The sequence below is a fragment of the Ferrovibrio sp. GW821-FHT12F09 genome, assembly GCF_058806775.1.
Window position 1 is genome coordinate 803,576 of record NZ_JBXAPZ010000002.1, and the last position, 20,782, is coordinate 824,357.

Sequence of the window (20,782 nt, forward strand, 5' to 3'; positions counted from 1 at the left end):
GATGACACGCCAGTGTCCACCATCACCATGCTGGAACAGCGGGCGCTGGTGCGGTCAAAGGCGCTGCTGGCCGAGGCGATGCAGCGCGCCCGCAAGCGAGGGCTGCGGCCACCGCCGCGCTTAAGCCTGTCTCAGTGGTCGCAGGAACACTTCTACCTGTCGCCGGAGAATAGCAGCGAGCCGGGCCGCTTCACGCCCATGGCCTTCCAGATCGGCATAATGGATGCCATCACCGACCCCGCGGTGGAACAGGTCACGGTGATGAAGTCGGCCCGCGTGGGCTACACCACCATCCTGACTGCGGCGAACGCCTACCACATCGCGCAGGACCCGGCGCCCTGCATGATCGTGCAGCCCGCGGTGGAAGACGCGGAGGAATTCAGCAAAGACAGCATCGCGCCGATGATGCGCGATTGCCCATCCGTGGCCGCCCTGTCCTCGGCCGGCGGCAGCAAGGATGGCAAGAACAATATCCGCCACAAGATGTTCGCCGGCGGCGCCTCGCTGCGCCTGGTCGGTGCCAACAGCCCGCGCGGCTTCCGTCGTGTCACCATCCGTATCATCTCGTTTGATGAGGTGGACGGCTACCCGGTCAAGGGCGCGGGTGCCGAGGGCGACCAGATCAAGCTGGGCATTAAGCGCACAGAGACTTTCTGGAACCGAAAAATTATCATCGGCAGCACGCCCGGTGTTAAGGGTGCGTCGCGCATCCATTCCGAATTCGAGAAATCAGACAAGCGCCTATACCATGTCCCCTGCCCCCAGTGCGATAAGCCGCAGGTCCTGGTGTGGGGCAATCTGAAATGGCCCAAGGGTGAACCGGAGAAAGCATACTTCCTTTGCGATAGCGGCGCCGGCTGCATCATTGAGGAAAATGATAAGGCATGGATGATCGAGGAAGCGCAGCGCCGGGCCGCGGCCGGAGATGCGCGCTTCGGCTGGGTTGCAACGGCGCCATTCAGTGGCCATGCCGGCTTCCACATCTGGGCCGCCTACTCGCTGTTCCCGAACGCGGCGTGGGGTAAGCTGGCGAAAGAGTGGCTGGAAGTCTACCGCGATCCGAAAGAACTGCAGGTGTTCATCAACACCGTGCTGGGTGAGGTTTGGGAAAACACCGGCGAGCGCGTGGATGATGGCATTCTATTCGCCCGCCGCGAAAACTATATGGTAGCGCCGCGCGGCGTGCTGGCCTGCACTGCCGGCGTGGATATCCAGGGCGACCGTATCGAGGTGGAGAAGATCGGATGGGGCCTCGGCGGCGAAAGCTGGGGCCTTGGCAAGTGGGTGCTGCACGGCGACCCGACCGGCCAAGATGTATGGGATGCGCTGGATGAAGTGCTGAAAGAACCGATACCGCGCGAAGGCGGCGGCCCAATGAAGCTGATGGCCGTGGGTATCGACTGCAACTATCTCACGCAGAAAGTGGCGACGTTCTGCCGGCCGCGCTGGGCACACCGGTGGTGGGCTATGCGTGGTGTGGCGGGTGCGAAGAAACCAATCTTCCCAGTGCGGCCAGGTAAGTTGCGCATTGAAAAACTGTCATTCTTCAACGTTGGCGTGGACAACGCTAAGGAAGATGTTTATGGCTCGCTGCGCGTAACCGCACCGGGTCCCGGCTTCGCGCATTTCAACATGACTTACGATGCCGAGCACTTCGACCAGCTGACGGCCGAAGAAGCCAAAGTGACCTATGAGCGCGGCCAGCCGACGCGCAGCTGGGAACTGAAGCCGGGCAAGAAACGCAACGAGGCTCTGGATATGCGCGTGTATGCCTATGCCGCACTGGAAGGCCTGCGCATGATGGGTCTTTCGCTGAAGGCGCTGGCGCGGCGGCAGGGCATCACCACCGACAAGGTGACCATCACCGCGCCGCAGGCTATTGAGCGCCCCGGCGACAACGCGACCCAGACCAACGGCGCCGCGCCGTATCAGCAGGCGACGGCCACGCAGGTTGCAGCGGCACAGGTGGTGCAGCAGGCCGCGCCGCCGCGGGCGAAGAAGAAAGCGCGCCGCAGTGTCTCGCGGTCAAGTTTTGTGAGATAAATCAACACCGAGCGAGCCTTGCCGGCATCGTGTAGTGACGATCATTCTGTCAAGCCTCTGGCGCGTCGCGACATCACTCGCCGGCTTTCCATTTCCTCAAGCTGCCGTAAATATGTAATACCGGCTTCGCTATTTGGGATTGGCTTGCCTGTATGGTCCACCCGGCGGCCAAGGGCATCAACGCTTAGATATGGCGTACTATCATCCGTCAGGTCGACCATGATGGGATACACCTTGGGCGATATCTCTATTGTCATGACTTCGCCCTCTCCGACTCACCATCAAAGGCCGCGGCCATTCCAATGCCGCCAGTCAAATTGCCGATCACGCTCCCCCTGTAGAACCGCGCGCCGTCTGGTGAGAATTGCTGATCGGCGCCTCTTACCGGCCGCCACCGCTCATGCGGGCTGTTCCTTGCCTCGACCCGGACAACGATATCTTCGCCATCCCTAAAGTATCTCCATGGTGGGCATGTTCTCTTGCGCCGCAGCGCTGCGCGGTAGGCGACGGACTGCCTGCGCCTTCCCATCACTTCGCATCCTTGAAATAGCGGCGCTCGGCCTCGGCAACTTCTTCAGGATAGCCGCCATTAACATCGCGCACGCATTCCTGCCGGAACTGTTCGCGGGTCAATCCCTTTCGCACGGCGGCAAGGATTTCGCGCACGTATTCTTCGTCCACCTCGTAAGCCATGGTCAGCCATCCAAGCCAACAATGCGCCGCGCCTCATCAAGCGGCGTGCGCCCCTGGTGAGCCCGAATGAATTCAAGGTCACGCCGTGCCTGCGACATGACGCGGTCGCCGGCCGGCCCATCAACGTGCTCACCAAATCCTTCCGCCGCGATCAACTCCGACAAATCGGGGTTGGCGTTCTTGATGTAGCCGTACAGAACAGCCTCCACCTCGCGCAGCTTATCGTTGTTATCGACCTTCAGTCCGGCTTCACGCATGCGCTTCATCAGGTCGTTGGCCATGTCGCCAACAATCTCGGCAACGGCCTTGGCGTGGTTGTAAAGGCCATCTGGCGATTTATCAGAGCACCGTTCAAGGTGAGACCATTGGCGGTTCAATTCGGCGGCCGGAATAAAGTTACGGATTGTCATTTTGTAGTCTCCCCATCTGGTTAAAGTTTACTGCGCAGCTGCATGCTACGCAACGTCAACGGTCGTTAGGTGGTGCCAGAGTCCATGGCGATAACCGGGCCAATCAAGAAGCGGGCCAGTCTCTCCGCCAGCCAAATAGCGCTGGCGGTGCTTTCCCCAGTATTTCACAGCAGTATATTTCTCGGTGGTGTGGCCGATGACGCAACCATAACTGATATCATCAAACCCGCTTCCGTCCGCTTCGCGGTGCCGGTCGGTGTAGGAGAACTCAGTGCCAACCGGCAGGTCTTTGAGGAATATTCCCATTGTCAAAACTCCGGCGCCGGCCGCTCACCAGCCGGCTGTGGCGCACGGCGCCAGTGGATGCTGCCCATGCTGGTCTTGCTGCTACCAACAATCTTGACCTGCACCAGGCCTCGTGTTTCCAGGGCGGTCAGCGTCGCTCCGGGATCACCGTTGCCTGCGCATTGCCACTTACCCCAGTCCACTGGTGCGCGGTCCAGCATGGCCTGCATGCTCTGTGTCAGCTTCGCCATTGCTCACCCTTCCATCGGCTGCAGCACAACCATGCGCCGCACCGGCCGATACCCGGCTTCCCGCAGCCGCGCTTCGGCCTTGGAGAAATCTTGGTGCATTTGCTGACTGTCAACAAACGTGCGCGCGCCGGCGATGCACCAGGACGTTTGCACCCGCCCGGACTTGCTGAAGCCACAGAAGAACCGGCCGCCCTTCACCTGCAGAACGATGGCGCGCTTTGCCATCTCGCGCATGTCCACTTCACACTTGGCCGCATAGGCCTGCAACTTCGGATCGGCAGCGATCATGGCGGCGACCGCGCGGGCGCAGTCAGAGGCATGACGGGTCAAGACGTGGACTCCGCCGCCAGTGCACGGCGTGCCCACTCCACCGCCTGCATCGGGTTTACGTCACGGGCATCGGCAAACCAATAGGCGAACACCTCGCCCCATGTCATTGCCTCGTGGTGGGGCATCCGCGCGCATTCGATGTGAAGCGCCCAAGTACCGCGGCGCTGGCGCATCATCACCACCTGTTCGTCAATATCAATGATGCGGTTGCAGAGGCGGCAGCGGTGGCGGTGATGGCGGCGGTTATTGGCATAGTCGCAGACCCACCAGCCAGACCGCATGAAGCTGTCCAACATTGCGGGTTTCATTGTGATGGGTGGCGCCTTGCGCGGGCAATAGTCCGGCGTTCGGTGTGTGCTCACGACACCCTCTTGAAGTCCATGGCGACTATGCCACGCGGAGTGACGGCGACCTTATGCACCTCGGTGATGTGATCGAAGTGCTGCCCGATGGTGTCCGCGACGGCAACGGCCAGCTTCTGGATTTCTCCGGCGGTGCGCAGCGTTTCATTCACGTCCACCACAATGTCGATACTGTATTTTGCCATGGTCATTTTTCTCCGTGCGTGCGGTTCCAACATTCGGCCGCTACGTCGGGATTGTCGGCCGGCTTCACTTCCATGCGGCACTGTTCGATGCGATTACGCAGGCCGCTGACCCATTCAATGGTTGCGGTCTTTGGGCCAGCCTGCATGACTTTGCCGTAAAGGATGCTCGCGCCCATCGCGCCAGTATCGAACCATGTCTGGACGAACGCGCCTTTCTTGAAGCGCCATTCTGTTGGCATAGCGGCCTGTTTGTGGTGGGTCATGTCACGCCACCGCCGGAATGCGCGTGAGGCGGCGGTCAACAGCAAAGCCCCAGCGCGCGCTATAGCGCTTCACGCAGTATTCAGCACGCCGTAGGCTGAATAGCTTCAGCCCTAAGTCTCGATATGCCGCCACCTCGACAAGGCCGAGACTTTCTCGCACACACATGACGGCGTGAGCCTCGGGGAGACCTAGTGCGCGGAGTTTGTGCAAGAACAGTTTGGCGGCGGCCCGCTTAACGGAAGCGTTCATCTGGAAGTCCCCATCTATCAGCCCGACCCCCATAGCCGGACTGATTACGGTACATAGTACCTTTATAAGGTGATTTGTCACCTGTTTTTTATGAATAACGGCCCGGCGGCGTTTATCCCACAATATCTAGCGGTTAGTATCCCGCCGAAACCCGTATCTGGTGGATTATGGCCTGCACCCCTGACGAAGTAGCCGCACTGCGAAAGCGCATCCGCGACCTGCGAAACATCCTCTATAGCGGCGTGGGCGAGGTGCAGCACGGCGACAAACGAACGCGGTTCAATTCTGTTGACGATGTGAAAGAGGCTCTGCGCGAGGCCGAGGCCGAGTTGGCCGCGTGCCTGGGTGATCGTCGGCGGAGTCGCATCGTCAAGGTGTGGGCATCGCGGGGAGTGGGCTGATGGCGCGCCGCGGTTCCGTTCCCTCTGTTCCGCGTCGCGCACCTGCGGCGCCGCAAGGCTTCTTCTCCAAAGTCCGCAGCATGTTTGGTGTCAGCAATGCGGAACCGGCATACGACGCCGCGCAACCAAGTCGTCGCACGCGCAGCTGGGGCACTGGGCTGACCGGTCCCAACAGTGTTGTGCTGGGTAACCTCGCGGTGCTGCGCAATCGAAGCCGTGATATTTCGCGCAAGGTCCCGCTGATCGCCGGTGCGTATGACACCATCGTGGCCAACATCGTTGGCACTGGTTTCACGGTTAAGTCGCTGCATGAAAGTGAAGCGTACCGCGACACGGCTGCAGAACTGTTCAATGACTGGTGCACCTATTGTGATGCCAGCGGAAATTCTGATTTCCAGGGTCTGCTTTCTCTTGCCGTGCGCGGCCGTTTCGAGGCCGGCGAAGTCTTTATCCGTCACCGTGCGCGGCGACCGGAGGACGGCTTTGATGTTCCCTACCAAATCGAGTTGCTGGAAGCGGAGATGGTTCCGCTGGACAAGAACGAAGTCTTGCCCAACGGCAACCGCATCATCGCTGGTATCGAGATTGACCGCCTGAAGCGTCGCGTCGCGTATCATGTCTACCGGGAGCATCCGGGCGATGCCGCGCTGATGGGGTCCGCCGGCGACACGGTGCGCGTACCGGCGAGTGAAATGCTTCACTACTTCAAGCAGGTCCGCGGCGGTCAGATGCGCGGCATTCCGGTGACCGCGCCCGCCCTGCTGAAAATCCGTGACTGGCACATCTTTGATGATGCCACTTTGACGAAGGCCCAGACCGCGGCCCTGATGGCAGGCTTTATCACCTCCCCAGAGAACAACACTCTGAATGAAGACGAAGACGACGACGACGCCGATTTGGGCGAGGCCGTCGCCAAGTTGGAACCGGGCAGCCTGGTTAAATTGTTGCCTGGTGAAGAAATCGAATTCAGCGCGCCGGCGGACGCGGGCGCGACATACGATCCGTTCACTAAGATGGTGCTACGGTGTATCGCCGCTGTGTTCGGCCTCACCTACGAACAGCTGACCAATGACCTTTCGCAGGTCAATTTCAGCAGCATTCGCGCCGGCCTGAATGAAGCCCAGCGGAAATTCCGCATGGAACAAGCGCACCTTATCCATCAGCTGTGCCGGCCGATCTGGAACCGCTTCATTGAAACGGCTGTGATTGCCGGTGAACTCAGCGCGCCAAACTACACGCTGCAACCGAAGCGGTTCACCAAGCACAAGTGGCAGCCGCCGGGTTGGCAGTATGTCAATCCTCAACAGGAAATCGCTGCCGTCAAAGAGGAAATTAAAGGCGGCCTCAATAGCCGTCAGGCAGCAGCTGCCGAACGCGGGCGCGATGTTGTCGATATCGACCGCCAGAACGCAGAGGATGCACAGCGCGCGACCGCGGGCCGCCTTACCTACGATATCAGCAACGCCGTGCCGGCCAGCGACCGCATTGTGGGCAGGAATGACAACGGCCCGCCCGGCGGCTTGTCCCCTGACGAACAGGATGCGGCCGACAAGAAGAAAGAAGCTGCGCGCGAAGGCGCAGACGTGACCGAATGACTGCGAAGGGGCGAGCGGTGGGAAAAGCACCGGACGATGGTCAGCGGCTGACGCGCGTGGAAACCGTGCTGGATCATATCGCAGCGCAGGTGGACAAGTTGGCGGCCCTCGGCACGGCAATTGTGCAGCTGCAGGGCCAGCAAACGGCGCATAGCGCTGAGGTGCAGCGGGCCTTCCAGGAAATGGAACGGCTGCGGTTGGCTTGTGCGAGCGAGGCCAAGGCCAACGCGGAACATCACCAGGAACTGCACGAACGCATCACCCGCGTGAAAGAAGAAGTCCGCAAGTGGGTGTACATAATCACCGGCCTTCTGGTCGGTGTATCGGTGGCCTGGGGCATCTTCGCCTGGCTGTTCAAGGCGGAACTCATCAGCGCGATTGCGGCCGGCGCCGCGGCGGGCGTGTTGAAATAAAATATACCATTAGCGGTACATATTACCTGTTGCTGTACAATATCGTGTTTTGTGCCGTTGATTGAAGAATGACTGTGTAGCAGTATCCACCTGTCAGCACCGCTGGATAGCGGCGCATCCCTTAGATGGAAGTACCGATGCCGCAACGGTCTGTTGCACATCCGATGGTGACGCGGTCAGCCCAAGTGCTGGCCCAGTCCATCAACGAAGCGGAGCACACTGCAGAGGTGGTCTTTACCACCGGTGCTGAGGTGCGCCGCTTCGATTGGATGGACGCCTATATGGGCGGCCCCGGCGACTACATCGAAGAACTGGAAGTCTCCAACGATGCGATTGACCTCACCCGGCTGAATGCCGGCGCGGCATTCCTGGACACTCACCAGCAGTCCTCTTCCAAGCACATCGCCGGCGCCGTTGTCCGTTCGTGGATTGAGAACGGCGTTGGCAAGGCGCTCATCCGCTTTGACGTTGGCAGCGAACTCGGCGCCGAGATGTGGCGCCAAGTCAAAGGCCGCTTCCTCAATTTCGTGAGCGTTGGTTACACCGTCCAGCGCTACCAAGACTTCATGCGTGACGGCATGCGCGTAATGCGCGCCATCCGCTGGACCCCCGTTGAAATCTCGGGTGTGCCCGTTCCGGCGGACGCTGGCGCGGGCTTCCGCAGCGGCGGCCACACCTCCGCTTGCATCATCGACCGCGAAGAACCTGCCAACCACGGAGCAACTGACATGCCGGGTGACCCCAACACGCCTGCTGGGGGTAACACCCAGCTGGACGAAGCCGCAATCCGCGCGGCTGCCGCGACGGATGCGACCACCGCCGCCAACACGCGCACGGCGGAAATCATGGACCTCTGCACCCTCAGCAAGCGCTCGCTTGCGGATGCACAGGCCTTCATCGCCTCCGGCAAGCCGGCCGCGGAAATCCGCAAGGAACTTCTGACGTCCCGCGCCGCCGCCGATGAACAGCGCGATATCTCCGGCCATCAGCCCGGCAACACGCCTGGCGGTGGCGGTGGTGACTTCGTCGCCGGCGGCCTGCGCGCGCGCATGGAAGCCGGTCTGAAGCAGCGCGGCATCACGCCGGCTGCGCCCATCAACGTGGGGGCCTGATCCATCATGACCACCTACTCAGAAGGCAACTACATCAGCGACGTTCTGAAGTCCGAACAGTCGCAGCATTTCTGCCGCGATGTGGGCGTGATCGCCCTGGGCGCTGACCTGCTGCTGGGCACTGTCCTGGCCAAGAGCCTCACCGGTGCTGTGACGGTCGGCGCCGCGGTCGGTGCCAAAGTCGGCGGCGGCGCCAACTCCGGCGGCGGCACGGTCACCATCGCAGACCCCGCCTTTGGCCCGCTGGTCAAGGAAGGCGTCTACAAGCTGATCTGCATCGCGGCTGCGTCCAACAGCGGCACGTTTGAACTGCGTGACCCGCAGGGCGACGTGGTCGCCAGCAACATCGTGGTCGGCACGGCAGAGGTGGGCGACCACCTGAAGCTGACCGTGAACGATGTGGGCGCCGATTTCGTGGTGGGCGATGCCTTCACGATCCCGGTCACCGTGGCTGAAGCCAGCATCAAGTGGAAGCGGATCAACTTCGCCGCCACCGATGGCAGCAACATTGCTGCCGGCGTGTTGCTGCAGCCGGCCAAGGCCGCGTCCGCCGACGTACCCAACACTCTCATCCTCGCCCGCGGCCCGGCCATCGTGTCGGAACGCGGCCTGGTCTGGCCTGTCGGTGCCACCGACGCCCAGAAATCCGATGCACTCGCGCACCTGAATGCGCTGGGCATCAAGTCGCAGAAGGGGGCTTAAGGCCATGCCGTCGCTTGATATCTTCCACGACAATCCCGCCTTCAGCGTGATTGAACTCACCGACGCCATCAGCGTGGTGCCCAACCGTTACGGCCGCCTGAATGAACTCGGCCTGTTCAACGATCGTGGCGTTACCACCACCTCGGTGGCCGTCGAAATCAAGAACGGTGTGCTGAACCTGCTGCCCCCGATGCAGCGCGGCGGCCCGGCCAGTCAGGGCACCAGCGGCAAGCGGCAGATGAAGTCGTTTGAAATCCCGCATTTCCCGCACGAAGACTTCGTGACCGCCGGTGAAGTGCAGGGCATTCGCGCATTCGGCAGCGCCACGGAAACCATGGCTGTCATGGACGTGGTCAACGACAAGCTGGCCACCATGCGCGGCAAGCACGATATCACCCTAGAATGGCTGCGCTGCGGCGCTCTCCGCGGCCAGATGATGGATGACAAGGGCGAAGTCATCCTGAATTCCTTCACCGAATTCGGCGTGACCGAAAAGGTGGTGGATTTCGTGCTGGGCACGGACACCACCGATGTGGAGGCCAAGTGCCGCGAAGTCAGCCGGCATATGGAAGTGAACCTGCTGGGCGATACCATGACCAGCGTTCACGCGCTGTGCAGCAGTGGTTTCATGGACAAGCTGTTCAAGCACCCGCGGGTGCGCGAGGCTTACCAATTCCAGAACGGCACCACGCTGCTGCGCAACGATTTGCGCAAGCGGTTCGAGTACCAGGGCATCGTGTTCGAGGAATATATCGGCACTGCCACTGATGCCGATGGCACGGTGCGGCCGTTCATCCCCGCCGGCGACGCGCGGTTCTTCCCGCTCGGCACGTTCCAGACGTTCCGCAACTACTACGCGCCGGCGGACTTCATGGAAACCGTCAACACGATGGGTCAGCGCACCTACGCCAAGATGGCGGTGGATGCTGAATTCCAGCGCTGGGTGAAAATCCATACGCAATCCAACCCGCTGCCGATCTGCCTGCGCCCCGGTCTTCTGGTGCGCGGCCACAGCAGCAACTGAGGGGGGTGGTACCGGGACCCGTAATCCCGGCGCCAAGCAGCGGAAACGCTGCACCAGGCCGGCGGCGTTGCTCATCCGTCGCCGGCCATTTTCTTCTGGGGGTCCTGAGTGTCCATCTTTGCTTTAGCCGCTGACATGAATATGGCTGCCTGCACGGCGGTGTTCGGTCAGGACGTGGTCTACAAGCCGGCTGGCAGTCAAGACACCCACACCATTCCGGGCATCTTTGATCGCGCTCACACCATTGTGGATGACAGCGGCGAAGTCCCCGTAAGCACCACCAAGCCGGTCATCTCGCTTCGCAAGTCGGACCTGGACGCGCTCGGCCTGGGCATGCCCGAGGAAGACGCGGTGTTCGTGATCGGCTCCGAGGAATTCCAGGTAAAGGAAGTCCACCCGGACGGCGAGGCGGAATACCGCATGGTGCTGATGATCGCCGCGCCTGATGAGGATGACGACGATGCTTGAGCGTCAGCGCATCCGTAATCAAGTCGTTGCACTTCTGCGGGGCAACACCGCTGCAGGCTCGCGTGTGTACCCGGCGCGCGTTACGCCCAATGACGCGCGGAAGCTGCCCGCCATCAATGTGTACACCACCACCGACCGTGGCGCACTGATTTCTGAGGCTGGTGGCAATCCCGTTTTCCGCATGGTCACCACACTCATTGTGGAGTGCGAGGTTGCGGAGACGAAGCAGTGGGATGATGTGGCCGATGCATTGGCAGAGCAGGTGGAAACCCTGCTGCTGGCCAACGGCGATTTCGTGAAAGAATTTGAGGCCATCCCCACCTACAACACCAGCATTGGTGTGAAGGATGGCGGTGAAAAGGCTCACTGCCGCGCCGTCATCGCGCTTGATTTGCAGTACACCGCGTCGATTGAACCGACCACTGAAGACACGGTGGGCCGCATCGCTCTGCGCCTGGACGCTATCGACCCGGCCGACCGGAACCGCACTGAAGGCGGTGGCCCCGGTCCCGATGGCCGCAATGAAGGCGTCCTGGATATCCGCTCATCCGACTACATCGAACCGCCGCAGCCGTGACGGAGACACGCATGTTTGTTCATCCCAATCCCAGCAAAAAAGTGAACGGCGAAGCGCTGAAGGTCTATGACCCGCAGCGCCTGGACTTCCTTCCGGTTGCCGGACGCGAGGTTGCGGAAACCACCTACTGGTACCGCCGCCTGGCCGACCAGGACGTGATGCCGGGCAAACCGGTGGAGCAACCGCCCATGCTGGAAGGCAGCAGCAAGCTGGGGGCCATCGTGGATATCGACGGCACCGAAGTGAAGCTGGGCGCAATCGTGACCGCCGCGCACCAGCGCAGCGGCCTCACCCCCGAGGACTGGAACAATCTGAAGCCGTCCAAGCGCGAAAAGCTGCTGGCGGCTGAAATCGAGCATATCCGCGCCGCGATGGCGCCGAAAGCGGAGGCGTAATCAATGCCCGTCAGCATGAATGTGATCCCGTCAAATATCCTTGTCCCGCTGTTCTATGGCGAGGTGGACAACAGCGCCGCATTCACCAATCAGCAGACGTACCGCGCGCTGATGCTGGGTGAGAAATTTACCGCCGGGACCGCGACCGTAAATGCCCCTGTGCTGACCACCCGCACCGACCAGGCCAAGTCCCTGTTCGGTGTCGGCAGCCTGCTGGCGCGCATGTATGAGAGTTTCCGCCTGAATGACCAATTCAGCGAAGTGTGGTGCGTGCCCCTGGCCGAGAACGGCGCCGGCGCCGCTGCGACCGGCTCGGTTGCCTTCACCGGCCCGGCGGCTGCGTCGGGTACCGTGGAACTCTACATTGGCGGCCAGCGCATTCAGGTGGGCGTGGTGAGCGGCGATACCGCCACCGCCATCGGCGCCGCCGTGGCCGCAGCCATCAACGCGCTGACCACTCTCCCCGTTACCGCCGCAGCCGGCAGCGGCACTGTCACCCTTACGTCCCGCTGGAAGGGCTTGACCGGCAACGATATTGACGTGCGTCTGAATTACCGCGGCGCGGCCGGCGGCGAAGCCCTGCCGGCTGGCGTGGGCGCGACCGTCACCGCCATGTCCGGGGGCACCACCGCGCCGGCCTTGGCCACCGCCTTGGCGGCTCTGGGTGATGAGCGGTTTGATTATATCATTCTGCCCTACACGGACAGCACCAGCCTGGACGCCATCCGCGATTTCCTGGGTGATATCACGGGCCGTTGGTCCTACAGCAAGCAGCTGTATGGCCATTGCTTCAGCGCGGCGCGCGGCACGGCCGGCACGCTGCAGACGCTGGGTTCCAGCCGTAACGACCAGCACACCAGCATCCTGGGCATCAATGGCAGCCCCACCCCGCCGTGGGAAATCGCCGCCGCGTTCGGTGCGCAGTCCTGCCGCTCCCTGTCAATCGACCCCGCGCGCCCGCTGCAGACCCTGCCGCTGATCGGCGTGCTCGCGCCCACTCTCACGGCCCGTTTCGACCTGACCGAAAAGCAGACCCTGCTTTCCAATGGCATCGCCACCACGATGACCAACAACGGCGTGGTCTGCATCGAGCGCGCCGTTACCACTTACCGCCAGAATGCCTGGGGCCAGACCGACCGGTCTTACCTGGACGTGGAGACGCTGACCACGCTGGCCTACGTGCTGACCTTCCTGCGCAACCGGATCACGCAGAAATTCGCCCGCGTCAAGCTGGCGAACGATGGCACCCGGTTTGGCCTGGGTCAGGCCATCACCACGCCGCGCGCCATTCGCTCGGAACTGATCGCCGCCTATGCCGAACTGGAAAGCCTCGGCCTGGTGGAGAACCGCGAGGCCTTCAAGGCGGCGCTCATCGTGGAGCGCGACCCGAACGACCCGAACCGCATCAACGTGCTGTACCCGCCGGACCTGGTCAACCAGCTGCGCATTTTCGCCGTGCTGGCGCAATTCCGCCTGCAGTACCCCGAGGCCGTGAACTAAGGAGACTATCCCATGGCGAACAAGCGCATTGCCGGCACTGCATTCTTGCTGGTGAACGGCAAACAGTACCCCCTCGGTGGTCAGTTGACGGTCAGTGCCGCCGCATTCGAGCGCGAGGGCAAGGCCGGCTTGTCCGGTGTCACCGGTTATGCCGAGACGCCCAAGGTTCCGTTTATCGAGGGCGAATTTCACGTACCCAAGGAACTGTCACTGAAAACGGTGCGCGAAATCACCGACGCCACCGTGACAGCGGAGTTGGCCAACGGTCAGGTCTACACGGGCCGCAACGGTTGGACCGCCGGCGCGCAGGAACTGAATGCCGCTGAAGGCACCATGCAAATCCGGTTCGAGTTTCCCGAGGAACTGGACGAAGGCTGAGACGAAACGACCACTAGGAGCGAACGATGAGCGAAGCACCGAAAACCACAACCGTAAAGCTGTCCAAGGCCATCAAGGCCCACGGCAACGAAACCTCCGTGCTGGAAATCCGGGAACCGGACGGCGACGATATCATGGAATGCGGCATGCCGTTTTCTGTGGTGTCCGATGCCACTGGAAAACCGCCCAAGGATGGTGAGGAAGTGCCGCCCGCCAAGAGCCGCGTCCAGATGGATGCGCGTGTTATCGGCGCCTATATCTCACGCCTCGGCAACATTCCGCCGTCCAGCGTGTCGAAACTCTCGGCCAGCGATTTCATGTCGTGCTTCAGCGTTATTTCCGGTTTTTTCGGGGGCATCGCGGAGACGTAGGCGGCAGGTACGCCGAACTGGCGTACTTCTACAAGTGGCCGCCCAGTGAGGCCATGAGAATGCCTCTCTCCAAGATGAAGTGGTGGTATGCGCAGGCCACCAGGATTTCGCACCAGTTGAGGCCGAAGGATGACGGCAAAACTTAATGTAGACGCCATCATCAGGGCCGTTGACCAATTCAGCGGCCCGATGCGTCGCATTGTGTCCAGCATGAAACCGGTTGGCAGCGGCGTGGCCGGCGTCGGTCGCGCCGCGGCGGGACTGGGCACCGCGCTGAATGCTGCCGTTGCGCCGCTGGGCCTGATCGCCGGCGGCGGTGCAGCTGCCGGCATGGCCGCCATGATGCGGCACTTTGTGACCGCCGGCAGCAAGGTGAATGACCTGTCAAAGCAGGTCGGCATGCTGCCTGAGAAATTCCAGGCCCTTGGGTACGGCGCCAAGTTGAACGGCGTTGAAATGGAAGACTGGGCCGCCTCTGTCACAAAGGGCAATAAGACCATCGGTGAGGCAGCCGCCGGCGTGGATAAATCTGCGCAGGAAATGTTCCGGCGCCTCAATATCAACTTGCGTGACGGCAAGGGCAATATCCGGCAGATGGCTGACGTTCTGCCCGAGTTGGCGGACGCCATGCAACGGATTGATGACCCCACCATGCGCACGCGCGTGGCCATGGAGGTGTTCGGCAAGAGCGGTGCCAAGCTGATCCCGATGCTACAGGAAGGCGCAGCCGGCCTGGCCAAGCTGGAAGCGGAGGCCATCCGGCTCGGTATCGTGATGAATGGCGATGCCATCAAGACCGCTGATGACCTAGGGGACAGTTTCGACACTTTGCGGATGACGGCGGAGGGCGCCGCATTCGCTGTGGCAAACCGGATTGCACCGGCCATCATCCCCCTGGTTGGTCGCCTGACCGAGTGGATTGCTGCCAACCGGGAACTGATCGCACAAAAGGTGGAGGGTGCGGTACTGCGGATCGTGGAGGCAATCGACCGCTTCGACTGGGATAGTTTCTGGGCAGGCCTGCAGAGCACCGTTGATGGCATCGCCTCGTTGGTCAACTTCCTGGGCGGCTGGGAAAATGCGCTGATCGCCCTGGCCGTCCTGATGAATGGCAGCCTCATTGCAGCCGTTCTGAATGTCGGCATGTCCGTGATGAACCTCGCTGTATCCATTCTGCCGCTGGCCATCAAGGCATTCGCAGCGCTGTCAGCCGTCATGACCGCCAACCCCATCGGCCTGCTGATTGCTGGTTTTGCCGCCCTCGCCGCCGCCGCGTACCTGATGTATGACAACTGGGAACCGGTAGCGCAGTTTTTCAGCGACCTTTGGGACGGCATCAAGGAAACTTTCGGTTCCGCGGTGGCTTGGATCACTGAGCGTGTCCAGGCGCTTGCTGGACTCATCAGCGGCCCCATCAAAGCGCTGGCCAATCTGATGCAATCGCCTGTGCAGGCAATAGGCGCCGGCTTGTCCGATATGTTCGCGCCCATCCGCGAGGCCAACGCCGGCCGGCAGAGCATATTCGCCAACGCTGGCCAGCGCAGCCCTCTCATGGACAACATGGCGGCCGGCAGCGGTCAGCAGAATGGCAAGGCCACCATTGATGTGAACTTCGCCAACCTGCCGACCGGCGCCACGGTGGAAACCAAGCAGTCCGGCGGGGGCTTGGACCTCGGCGTTGAAACCGGCCAGCAGTTGGCGTGGGGCGGCCGATGACGTGGCGCCAGAACCTCCGCCCGGCCAGTTTCCGCAATGTCAAATTTGAGATGGCGTTGCATGATTTCGTGACCGGTCGCCGTGGTCACCAGCATGAATACCCTTACCGCGACAAGCCCTATTTCGAGGATTTGGGCCTGCGTGCGGGTGAGTATTCCGTCAACGCCTACATCATTGGCGACAAGTACATGGAAGGCCGAGACGCACTTATCAAAGCGTGTCAGCAGGTCGGCCCTGGCACACTGATGCATGCATATCTGGGTTCTCTGGAAGTCGTCTGCACTGAATGCAAGCTGACGGAGACGGATGCTGAAGGCCGTATGTGCCGGTTCCAGCTGACGTTCGCTGAAGCCGGAGAGAACATCTATCCCGGCGCCGTCCGAGACTACGGTTACAGCATCAACAGGTCTGCTGATCGCGCCGGAAACCTGGCTGTGTTTGACTTTGCGAAGCGCTTCAATGTGGCAGGCCTGCCCGATTATGTCAGCACCGATGCGCTTGATGTTCTGAGCGACGTGGCCGGCCTCGGCAGCGGCCTCAGCGGTGGTTTCAACACCACCCGTGCGTCTCAGGGTATCATGTCTCTTGGCCCTTCGGGTCTGCGTGACAGCATGCTGGTTGGCCAGCGCGTGCTGGCGTTGTCCCGCGCCTTCAGCCTGGATTTCGCCGGCCGGCCTGATCGCACTGCCGGCGCCACCAGGTCATTCAGCCAGTACAGCACGGCCCAGCGCAGTGCCAACGTCCCGCGCACTACTTCCAACCGCCTGCAGCAGGTGACCATGCTGGATGCGCTGGGCAGCCTCATCACGCGCGTGGGCCTGATCGAGGAAGGCCGGACTTTCGCTGATCGGGAATTTGACAGTTACCAGGGTGCCGTCAGCGCCTCTCAGAATTATGCCGACCGCATGGAGGCCAGCCACAATATGCCTGGCGGCATGTCGGATGAGGTGTATCAGGGCATGGTGCAGGTGCAGGCCGACGTGGTGGAGTACACCACGACGCGCAGCGCTGTGCTGCCGCAGCTGCGGCAGTTGGAACTGCCGAACAACCGGCCGGCCTTGGCCGTGTCCTATGAGTTATACGAGGACGCCACCAAGGATGCCGATATTGTGGCGCGCAACCGCCTCCGTGATCCCGGCGCGGTTCCGGGCGGTGTGCCGCTGGAAGTGCTGCAGAAATGATTGAACTGCGGCTTAACGGTAGCATCCATGGTGGCTGGAAAGAAGCCAAGGTGACGCGCGCCCTTGACCGCGCGGTCAGTGATTTCAGCCTGACTGTTTCAGAGAAGTATCCAGGCCAAGCCAGTGCCATGGATATCCGCCCTGGTGATGCCTGTGTGGTTACCGTGAATGGCCAGCCCGTCATCACAGGGTATGTGGATGATGCCGAACCGGAACACGACGCCACCAACCACGAGGTGGCGTTTCTCGGCCGCAGCCGGACGCAAGACCTGGTGGACTGCAGCGCCCTTCACAAAAGCGGCCAATGGTCCGGCCGCCCGTTATCCGAAGTGGTGCGCGCGTTGGTGCAGCCATTCGGCATTAGCGTAGACATGCGTTCCGACAAAAACAGCATCATCAGCGATTTCCAGTTGCAGCAGGGGGAGACTGTCTTTGCCGCAATCGAAAGGGTGTGCGCCATGCAGGCGCTTTTGGTCTGCGACGATGCGGGGGGAAATCTCATCATTACCCGCGCTGGCAATGAGCGCAGTGCGGGCCAAATCCGGTTTAAATCAGACCGAAGCGAGCAAGCCCGCAATAACGTCCTATCCAGCAAAGGCCATTTCAGTTGGCGCGAGCGCTTCAGCCGGTACGTTGTTAAAGGCCAATCCGCAGGCACGGATAATTGGTTTGGGGAAAAAGCTGCTGGCGTCCAGGGGGAAGTAACTGACCCTGAAATTAATCGCTACCGCCCGCTGGTGGTGATTGCTGAAACGCAGGTTGGTGGCGCGTCCGCGACAGAGCGCGCAGCATGGGAGATGAGCACCCGCCGCGGCAAGTCCACCATGATGGAATACAAGGTCCAGGGCTGGACCGTGTCAGAGGGCGGCGCGCTGTGGATGCCAAACACCTTGGTTGCAGTGGATGACACTGTGAACCATATCCAAGGCACGCTGCTGATTGCATCCTGCACCTATGAAATCGGGAAGTCCGGCAGCACCACCACGCTTAAGGTGTGCCCGCCAGAGGCATTCGATGTGCTGCGCGATATAGAGAAAAAGGGTTACACATCAAAATGGGGTGACCTCCGCCAGCAAGGCCAAGGTCAGGTGCAGCGCTGATGGACGTTCGCGCTCAAATCGACCGCTTGATGGCGCCTACTGTTGGCCGCATTCGCAACATGATCGCGCGCGGCGTGATCCTGGCTGTGAACGACGCTGCGAAACTGCAGGCCGTCAAGCTGGGGCTTATGGCCGACGAAACCAAAGATGGCGTGGAGCACTTCCAGAACTATGGTTTTACGGCCGTGCCGCTGGCCGGCGCAGAGGCCGTGGTGCTGTTCGTCGGCGGTGGCCGTGACCACGGCCTGGCCATTGTGGTGGAGGATCGTCGGCACCGTTTAAACAGCCTGCAGCCGGGCGAGGCGGCGGTGTACACCCACCGGAATGCGGAAGGCGAAGGCCTGCGCATCGTTCTGCTGGACAACCGCACTGTCCAGATTGTCGGGAAAAACATCGTTCTTGCGGCCGAGGAAACTGTGTCGGTGATCGCGCCCGAAGGCTTCAGCATTGACGCGCCAAAGACCGAGGCAACTGGCACCATCAAAGACCTTATCGGTGCCAGTGGTAAGCGAATGGACGAGATGCGCGCCACCTATAACGCGCACCGCCATTCCGAAACCGGGACGATAACCGGAACCCCTGACGCGGCGATGTGAAGATGGCGACTGCAGCAGATATCATGTTGGGCTGGAATGGCGAGGTTATCGCCGCCGATATCATGTTGGCTGGTTCCGACCTGAAGCGTGGCGATGACCTGGCAACGTCGGTCATCATCAGCCTTTTCTCTTGGCGCCGCGCGGCGGACGATGACCAGTTGCCTGATTACCAAACCGGTAAGATGGGTTGGTGGGGTGATACGTTCCTGAATGATCCGGGCGACAAGATCGGCAGCAAACTGTGGCTGCTGCGCCGCGAGAAGCTGACAAACGAAGTGGTCAACCGCGCGGTGGATTACACCAGGGAAGCGCTGGCCTGGATGCTGGAAGAAAAGGTTGCGTCCCGTATCGACGTGTCCGCCGTCCGCGATATCGACAGGCTTGAACTGCTTGTGACCATTTACCAGGTGGACGGCACCGCGTTGCCGCTGCGCTTCCAAGGCGTGTGGCAGGCTATTCAAAAGGGTGTTTCAAATGGCTGATACCAACTTCGCAATCCCAGACCTGGTTACGCTGAAGCAGCGCTCCGAGGCCGCCATTAACGCATATTTGCCCGGCGCAGATGCACGGCTTCGTCGCAGTGTATTGAATGTTATCGCCACCGTCATGGCTGGTATGACGCACGGCCTTTATGGTCACCAGAACTTCATCGCCAAGACCGCCATCCCGCTTTATAGCGAGGATGAGTACCTTGACGCTTGGTGTCAGGTTTGGGGTATCCAGCGCAAGCCGGCATCTCAGGCCGCGGGCAATGTCACATTCTCCGGCGTCAACGGCGCTGTGATCCCGCAGGGCACCGCCGTGCAGCGTGGTGATGGCATCGTGTACACAACTGACGTTGGTGTGACCATGACGGGCACCACCGCCGATGTGGCGGTTACAGCGGCGGTTCCCGGCCTTGCCGGCAACGCGCTGGCCGCTGTGGCGGTGTCTCTGGTTAGCCCTCTGCCCCTTGTACAGTCTGAGGCGTTGATTGCTGATGGCGACATTACTGGTGGCGCCGATATCGAAGCGGACACCGAGTTGCTGGAACGGCTCATGGAACGCATTCAGACGCCGCCGCACGGCGGTGCAGATGGTGATTATGTTCGTTGGGCCAAGGAAGTGCCCGGCGTCACGCGCGCGTGGGAAGACCCGCAGGCAATGGGTCCGGGCAGCATGACGCTTCGGTTTACCATGGATGCCGCTTATGACGACGGCATTCCGCAGCCCGCCGATGTGGATGCTGTTGCGGCTCATATCGACACGCAGCGTCCGACGACGGTTTATGAAATGTATGTGGTTGCGCCGGAGGCTGCGCCGCTGGATATCACCATCGCCGGCCTTACACCGGATACGCCGGAAATTCGAGCGGCCGTCCTGGCCGAACTGGATGATATGTTCCGACGTGACGGTGAACCCGGCGGCACGATTTATGTTAGCCGCATCTGGGAGGCCGTTGCTCTGGCGGCCGGCGAACGCCACCACCGCATCACCACGCCAACCAACCACATCACTTTTGGACCCAATGAATTGCCGGTGCGCGGCACTGTGACGTATGCATGACCTGCGATATCAGCACTGAGGAATATCAGCAGCGCGTAAAGGCGCTGTTCCCGCCCGGTCCCGCATGGGATGCTCCGGCCGGGTCAGACCTTGATAAGTTGCAGGCCGGCATCGGTGATGAGTTTTCAACCGTCCACAATCGCGGGTGCACGCTCGCGCGGGAAATGAACCCTGGCAGCACCGTGGAGATGTTGCCGGACTGGGAGAAGACGGTAGGGCCAGATGTATGCTTGCCGTCTGGTGCCACCAGTATTGCTGCGCGTCGCGCGGCCGTGGTGGCGAAACTCGCGGCAACCGGCGGACAGCGACGCTCCTATTACGCCGCGCTAGCGGCCAGCTTCGGCTACAGCATTGAGATTGTGGAATACCGCCCCTTCCGTGTCGGCCGCGAGTGCGCTGGCGACGCCATCAACAATGATGGTGGTGGTGATCCTTATGACCCATCGTCCTGGACCTACTGGTGGACCGTTCGCGCGGAAGCCGGAATGGTCATTCCATTCAGGTCGGGGCTTGGTGCGGCGGGCGAACCGCTGGCCGTCTTCGGTGATGACCTGCTGGAATGCATCATTGACCGGTACAAACCCAGCCACACCAACGTCATTTACCAGTATATTTCGCCTCCCTGAGTTGCCATAA

The 20,782-nt window shown here is 61.3% G+C and carries 28 protein-coding genes; 20 read left to right on the forward strand and 8 right to left on the reverse strand.

Annotated features, from left to right (window positions below):
* The first annotated feature begins 12 nt into the window (after nucleotides 1–12).
* Nucleotides 13–2,043: a phage terminase large subunit family protein gene (locus AC1ROB_RS16945; protein WP_492969944.1), complete on the forward strand. Its 2,031-nt coding sequence runs from the start codon at nucleotides 13–15 to the stop codon at nucleotides 2,041–2,043.
* Between the two features lie 528 nt (nucleotides 2,044–2,571).
* On the opposite strand, the gene AC1ROB_RS16950 is transcribed toward AC1ROB_RS16945, so the two are convergent.
* The 8 genes from AC1ROB_RS16950 to AC1ROB_RS16985 form a co-directional block, all read right to left on the reverse strand.
* Nucleotides 2,572–2,736, reverse strand: a complete 165-nt coding sequence (locus tag AC1ROB_RS16950; RefSeq protein WP_492969943.1) for a hypothetical protein — start codon at nucleotides 2,734–2,736, stop codon at nucleotides 2,572–2,574.
* A 2-nt stretch (nucleotides 2,737–2,738) separates the two neighbouring features.
* Nucleotides 2,739–3,146 carry a hypothetical protein gene (locus AC1ROB_RS16955; protein WP_492969942.1) on the reverse strand — a complete coding sequence of 136 codons (408 nt, stop codon included), beginning with the start codon at nucleotides 3,144–3,146 and terminating at the stop codon, nucleotides 2,739–2,741.
* 45 nt (nucleotides 3,147–3,191) lie between these two features.
* The gene (locus AC1ROB_RS16960; protein WP_492969941.1) at nucleotides 3,192–3,452 is read right to left on the reverse strand and encodes a hypothetical protein; all 261 of its coding nucleotides are present in this window, start codon (nucleotides 3,450–3,452) and stop codon (nucleotides 3,192–3,194) included.
* A gap of 2 nt (nucleotides 3,453–3,454) precedes the next feature.
* Nucleotides 3,455–3,682, reverse strand: a complete 228-nt coding sequence (locus tag AC1ROB_RS16965; RefSeq protein WP_492969940.1) for a hypothetical protein — start codon at nucleotides 3,680–3,682, stop codon at nucleotides 3,455–3,457.
* A 3-nt stretch (nucleotides 3,683–3,685) separates the two neighbouring features.
* Complete coding sequence (locus tag AC1ROB_RS16970) at nucleotides 3,686–4,012, reverse strand: hypothetical protein (RefSeq protein ID WP_492969939.1); 327 nt, start codon at nucleotides 4,010–4,012, stop codon at nucleotides 3,686–3,688.
* A complete protein-coding gene (locus tag AC1ROB_RS16975; RefSeq protein ID WP_492969938.1) occupies nucleotides 4,009–4,308 on the reverse strand; it encodes a hypothetical protein in 300 nt (99 codons plus the stop codon). The genes AC1ROB_RS16970 and AC1ROB_RS16975 overlap by 4 nt, the downstream gene beginning before the upstream one ends.
* A 62-nt stretch (nucleotides 4,309–4,370) precedes the next feature.
* Nucleotides 4,371–4,559: a hypothetical protein gene (locus tag AC1ROB_RS16980; protein WP_492969937.1), complete on the reverse strand. Its 189-nt coding sequence runs from the start codon at nucleotides 4,557–4,559 to the stop codon at nucleotides 4,371–4,373.
* 2 nt (nucleotides 4,560–4,561) lie between these two features.
* Nucleotides 4,562–4,822, reverse strand: coding sequence for a hypothetical protein (locus AC1ROB_RS16985; RefSeq protein ID WP_492969936.1), 261 nt, complete (start codon nucleotides 4,820–4,822; stop codon nucleotides 4,562–4,564).
* Between the two features lie 417 nt (nucleotides 4,823–5,239).
* Between AC1ROB_RS16985 and AC1ROB_RS16990 the strand changes: the two genes are divergently transcribed.
* The 19 genes from AC1ROB_RS16990 (at nucleotide 5,240) to AC1ROB_RS17080 (ending at nucleotide 20,772) form a co-directional block, all read left to right on the forward strand.
* Nucleotides 5,240–5,473, forward strand: coding sequence for a phage head-tail joining protein (locus AC1ROB_RS16990; RefSeq protein ID WP_492969935.1), 234 nt, complete (start codon nucleotides 5,240–5,242; stop codon nucleotides 5,471–5,473).
* Nucleotides 5,473–7,068 carry a phage portal protein gene (locus AC1ROB_RS16995; protein ID WP_492969934.1) on the forward strand — a complete coding sequence of 532 codons (1,596 nt, stop codon included), beginning with the start codon at nucleotides 5,473–5,475 and terminating at the stop codon, nucleotides 7,066–7,068. Before AC1ROB_RS16990 ends, AC1ROB_RS16995 begins: the two co-directional genes overlap by 1 nt.
* Before the next feature lie 17 nt (nucleotides 7,069–7,085).
* The gene (locus AC1ROB_RS17000; RefSeq protein WP_492969933.1) at nucleotides 7,086–7,481 is read left to right on the forward strand and encodes a hypothetical protein; all 396 of its coding nucleotides are present in this window, start codon (nucleotides 7,086–7,088) and stop codon (nucleotides 7,479–7,481) included.
* Nucleotides 7,482–7,606: 125 nt separating this feature from the next.
* On the forward strand, nucleotides 7,607–8,593 hold the full coding sequence (locus AC1ROB_RS17005; RefSeq protein WP_492969932.1) for a hypothetical protein: 987 nt from the start codon (nucleotides 7,607–7,609) through the stop codon (nucleotides 8,591–8,593).
* Nucleotides 8,594–8,599: 6 nt separating this feature from the next.
* Nucleotides 8,600–9,295 carry a head decoration protein gene (locus tag AC1ROB_RS17010; protein WP_492969931.1) on the forward strand — a complete coding sequence of 232 codons (696 nt, stop codon included), beginning with the start codon at nucleotides 8,600–8,602 and terminating at the stop codon, nucleotides 9,293–9,295.
* 4 nt (nucleotides 9,296–9,299) lie between these two features.
* Nucleotides 9,300–10,319 carry a major capsid protein gene (locus tag AC1ROB_RS17015; RefSeq protein WP_492969930.1) on the forward strand — a complete coding sequence of 340 codons (1,020 nt, stop codon included), beginning with the start codon at nucleotides 9,300–9,302 and terminating at the stop codon, nucleotides 10,317–10,319.
* A gap of 108 nt (nucleotides 10,320–10,427) precedes the next feature.
* Nucleotides 10,428–10,787, forward strand: a complete 360-nt coding sequence (locus tag AC1ROB_RS17020; RefSeq protein ID WP_492969929.1) for a head-tail joining protein — start codon at nucleotides 10,428–10,430, stop codon at nucleotides 10,785–10,787.
* Complete coding sequence (locus AC1ROB_RS17025; protein ID WP_492969928.1) at nucleotides 10,780–11,364, forward strand: hypothetical protein; 585 nt, start codon at nucleotides 10,780–10,782, stop codon at nucleotides 11,362–11,364. The genes AC1ROB_RS17020 and AC1ROB_RS17025 overlap by 8 nt, the downstream gene beginning before the upstream one ends.
* Nucleotides 11,365–11,375: 11 nt before the next feature.
* Nucleotides 11,376–11,759: a DUF2635 domain-containing protein gene (locus AC1ROB_RS17030; RefSeq protein WP_492969927.1), complete on the forward strand. Its 384-nt coding sequence runs from the start codon at nucleotides 11,376–11,378 to the stop codon at nucleotides 11,757–11,759.
* Between the two features lie 3 nt (nucleotides 11,760–11,762).
* On the forward strand, nucleotides 11,763–13,259 hold the full coding sequence (locus AC1ROB_RS17035) for a phage tail sheath subtilisin-like domain-containing protein (RefSeq protein WP_492969926.1): 1,497 nt from the start codon (nucleotides 11,763–11,765) through the stop codon (nucleotides 13,257–13,259).
* A gap of 12 nt (nucleotides 13,260–13,271) precedes the next feature.
* Nucleotides 13,272–13,637 carry a phage tail tube protein gene (locus tag AC1ROB_RS17040; RefSeq protein WP_492969925.1) on the forward strand — a complete coding sequence of 122 codons (366 nt, stop codon included), beginning with the start codon at nucleotides 13,272–13,274 and terminating at the stop codon, nucleotides 13,635–13,637.
* 26 nt (nucleotides 13,638–13,663) lie between these two features.
* Nucleotides 13,664–14,008, forward strand: coding sequence for a phage tail assembly protein (locus AC1ROB_RS17045; protein WP_492969924.1), 345 nt, complete (start codon nucleotides 13,664–13,666; stop codon nucleotides 14,006–14,008).
* A gap of 129 nt (nucleotides 14,009–14,137) precedes the next feature.
* Nucleotides 14,138–15,724: a phage tail tape measure protein gene (locus AC1ROB_RS17050; protein ID WP_492969923.1), complete on the forward strand. Its 1,587-nt coding sequence runs from the start codon at nucleotides 14,138–14,140 to the stop codon at nucleotides 15,722–15,724.
* The gene (locus AC1ROB_RS17055) at nucleotides 15,721–16,905 is read left to right on the forward strand and encodes a DNA circularization protein (RefSeq protein WP_492969922.1); all 1,185 of its coding nucleotides are present in this window, start codon (nucleotides 15,721–15,723) and stop codon (nucleotides 16,903–16,905) included. The genes AC1ROB_RS17050 and AC1ROB_RS17055 overlap by 4 nt, the downstream gene beginning before the upstream one ends.
* Nucleotides 16,902–18,005 carry a phage baseplate assembly protein gene (locus tag AC1ROB_RS17060; protein ID WP_492969921.1) on the forward strand — a complete coding sequence of 368 codons (1,104 nt, stop codon included), beginning with the start codon at nucleotides 16,902–16,904 and terminating at the stop codon, nucleotides 18,003–18,005. The genes AC1ROB_RS17055 and AC1ROB_RS17060 overlap by 4 nt, the downstream gene beginning before the upstream one ends.
* A complete protein-coding gene (locus AC1ROB_RS17065) occupies nucleotides 18,005–18,601 on the forward strand; it encodes a phage baseplate assembly protein V (RefSeq protein ID WP_492969920.1) in 597 nt (198 codons plus the stop codon). The genes AC1ROB_RS17060 and AC1ROB_RS17065 overlap by 1 nt, the downstream gene beginning before the upstream one ends.
* A gap of 2 nt (nucleotides 18,602–18,603) precedes the next feature.
* Entirely contained in the window at nucleotides 18,604–19,083 is a 480-nt protein-coding gene (locus AC1ROB_RS17070; RefSeq protein WP_492969919.1) for a phage GP46 family protein, read from the forward strand.
* The gene (locus AC1ROB_RS17075) at nucleotides 19,076–20,146 is read left to right on the forward strand and encodes a baseplate J/gp47 family protein (protein ID WP_492969918.1); all 1,071 of its coding nucleotides are present in this window, start codon (nucleotides 19,076–19,078) and stop codon (nucleotides 20,144–20,146) included. Before AC1ROB_RS17070 ends, AC1ROB_RS17075 begins: the two co-directional genes overlap by 8 nt.
* The gene (locus AC1ROB_RS17080) at nucleotides 20,143–20,772 is read left to right on the forward strand and encodes a YmfQ family protein (RefSeq protein WP_492969917.1); all 630 of its coding nucleotides are present in this window, start codon (nucleotides 20,143–20,145) and stop codon (nucleotides 20,770–20,772) included. Before AC1ROB_RS17075 ends, AC1ROB_RS17080 begins: the two co-directional genes overlap by 4 nt.
* Nucleotides 20,773–20,782: the final 10 nt, after the last annotated feature.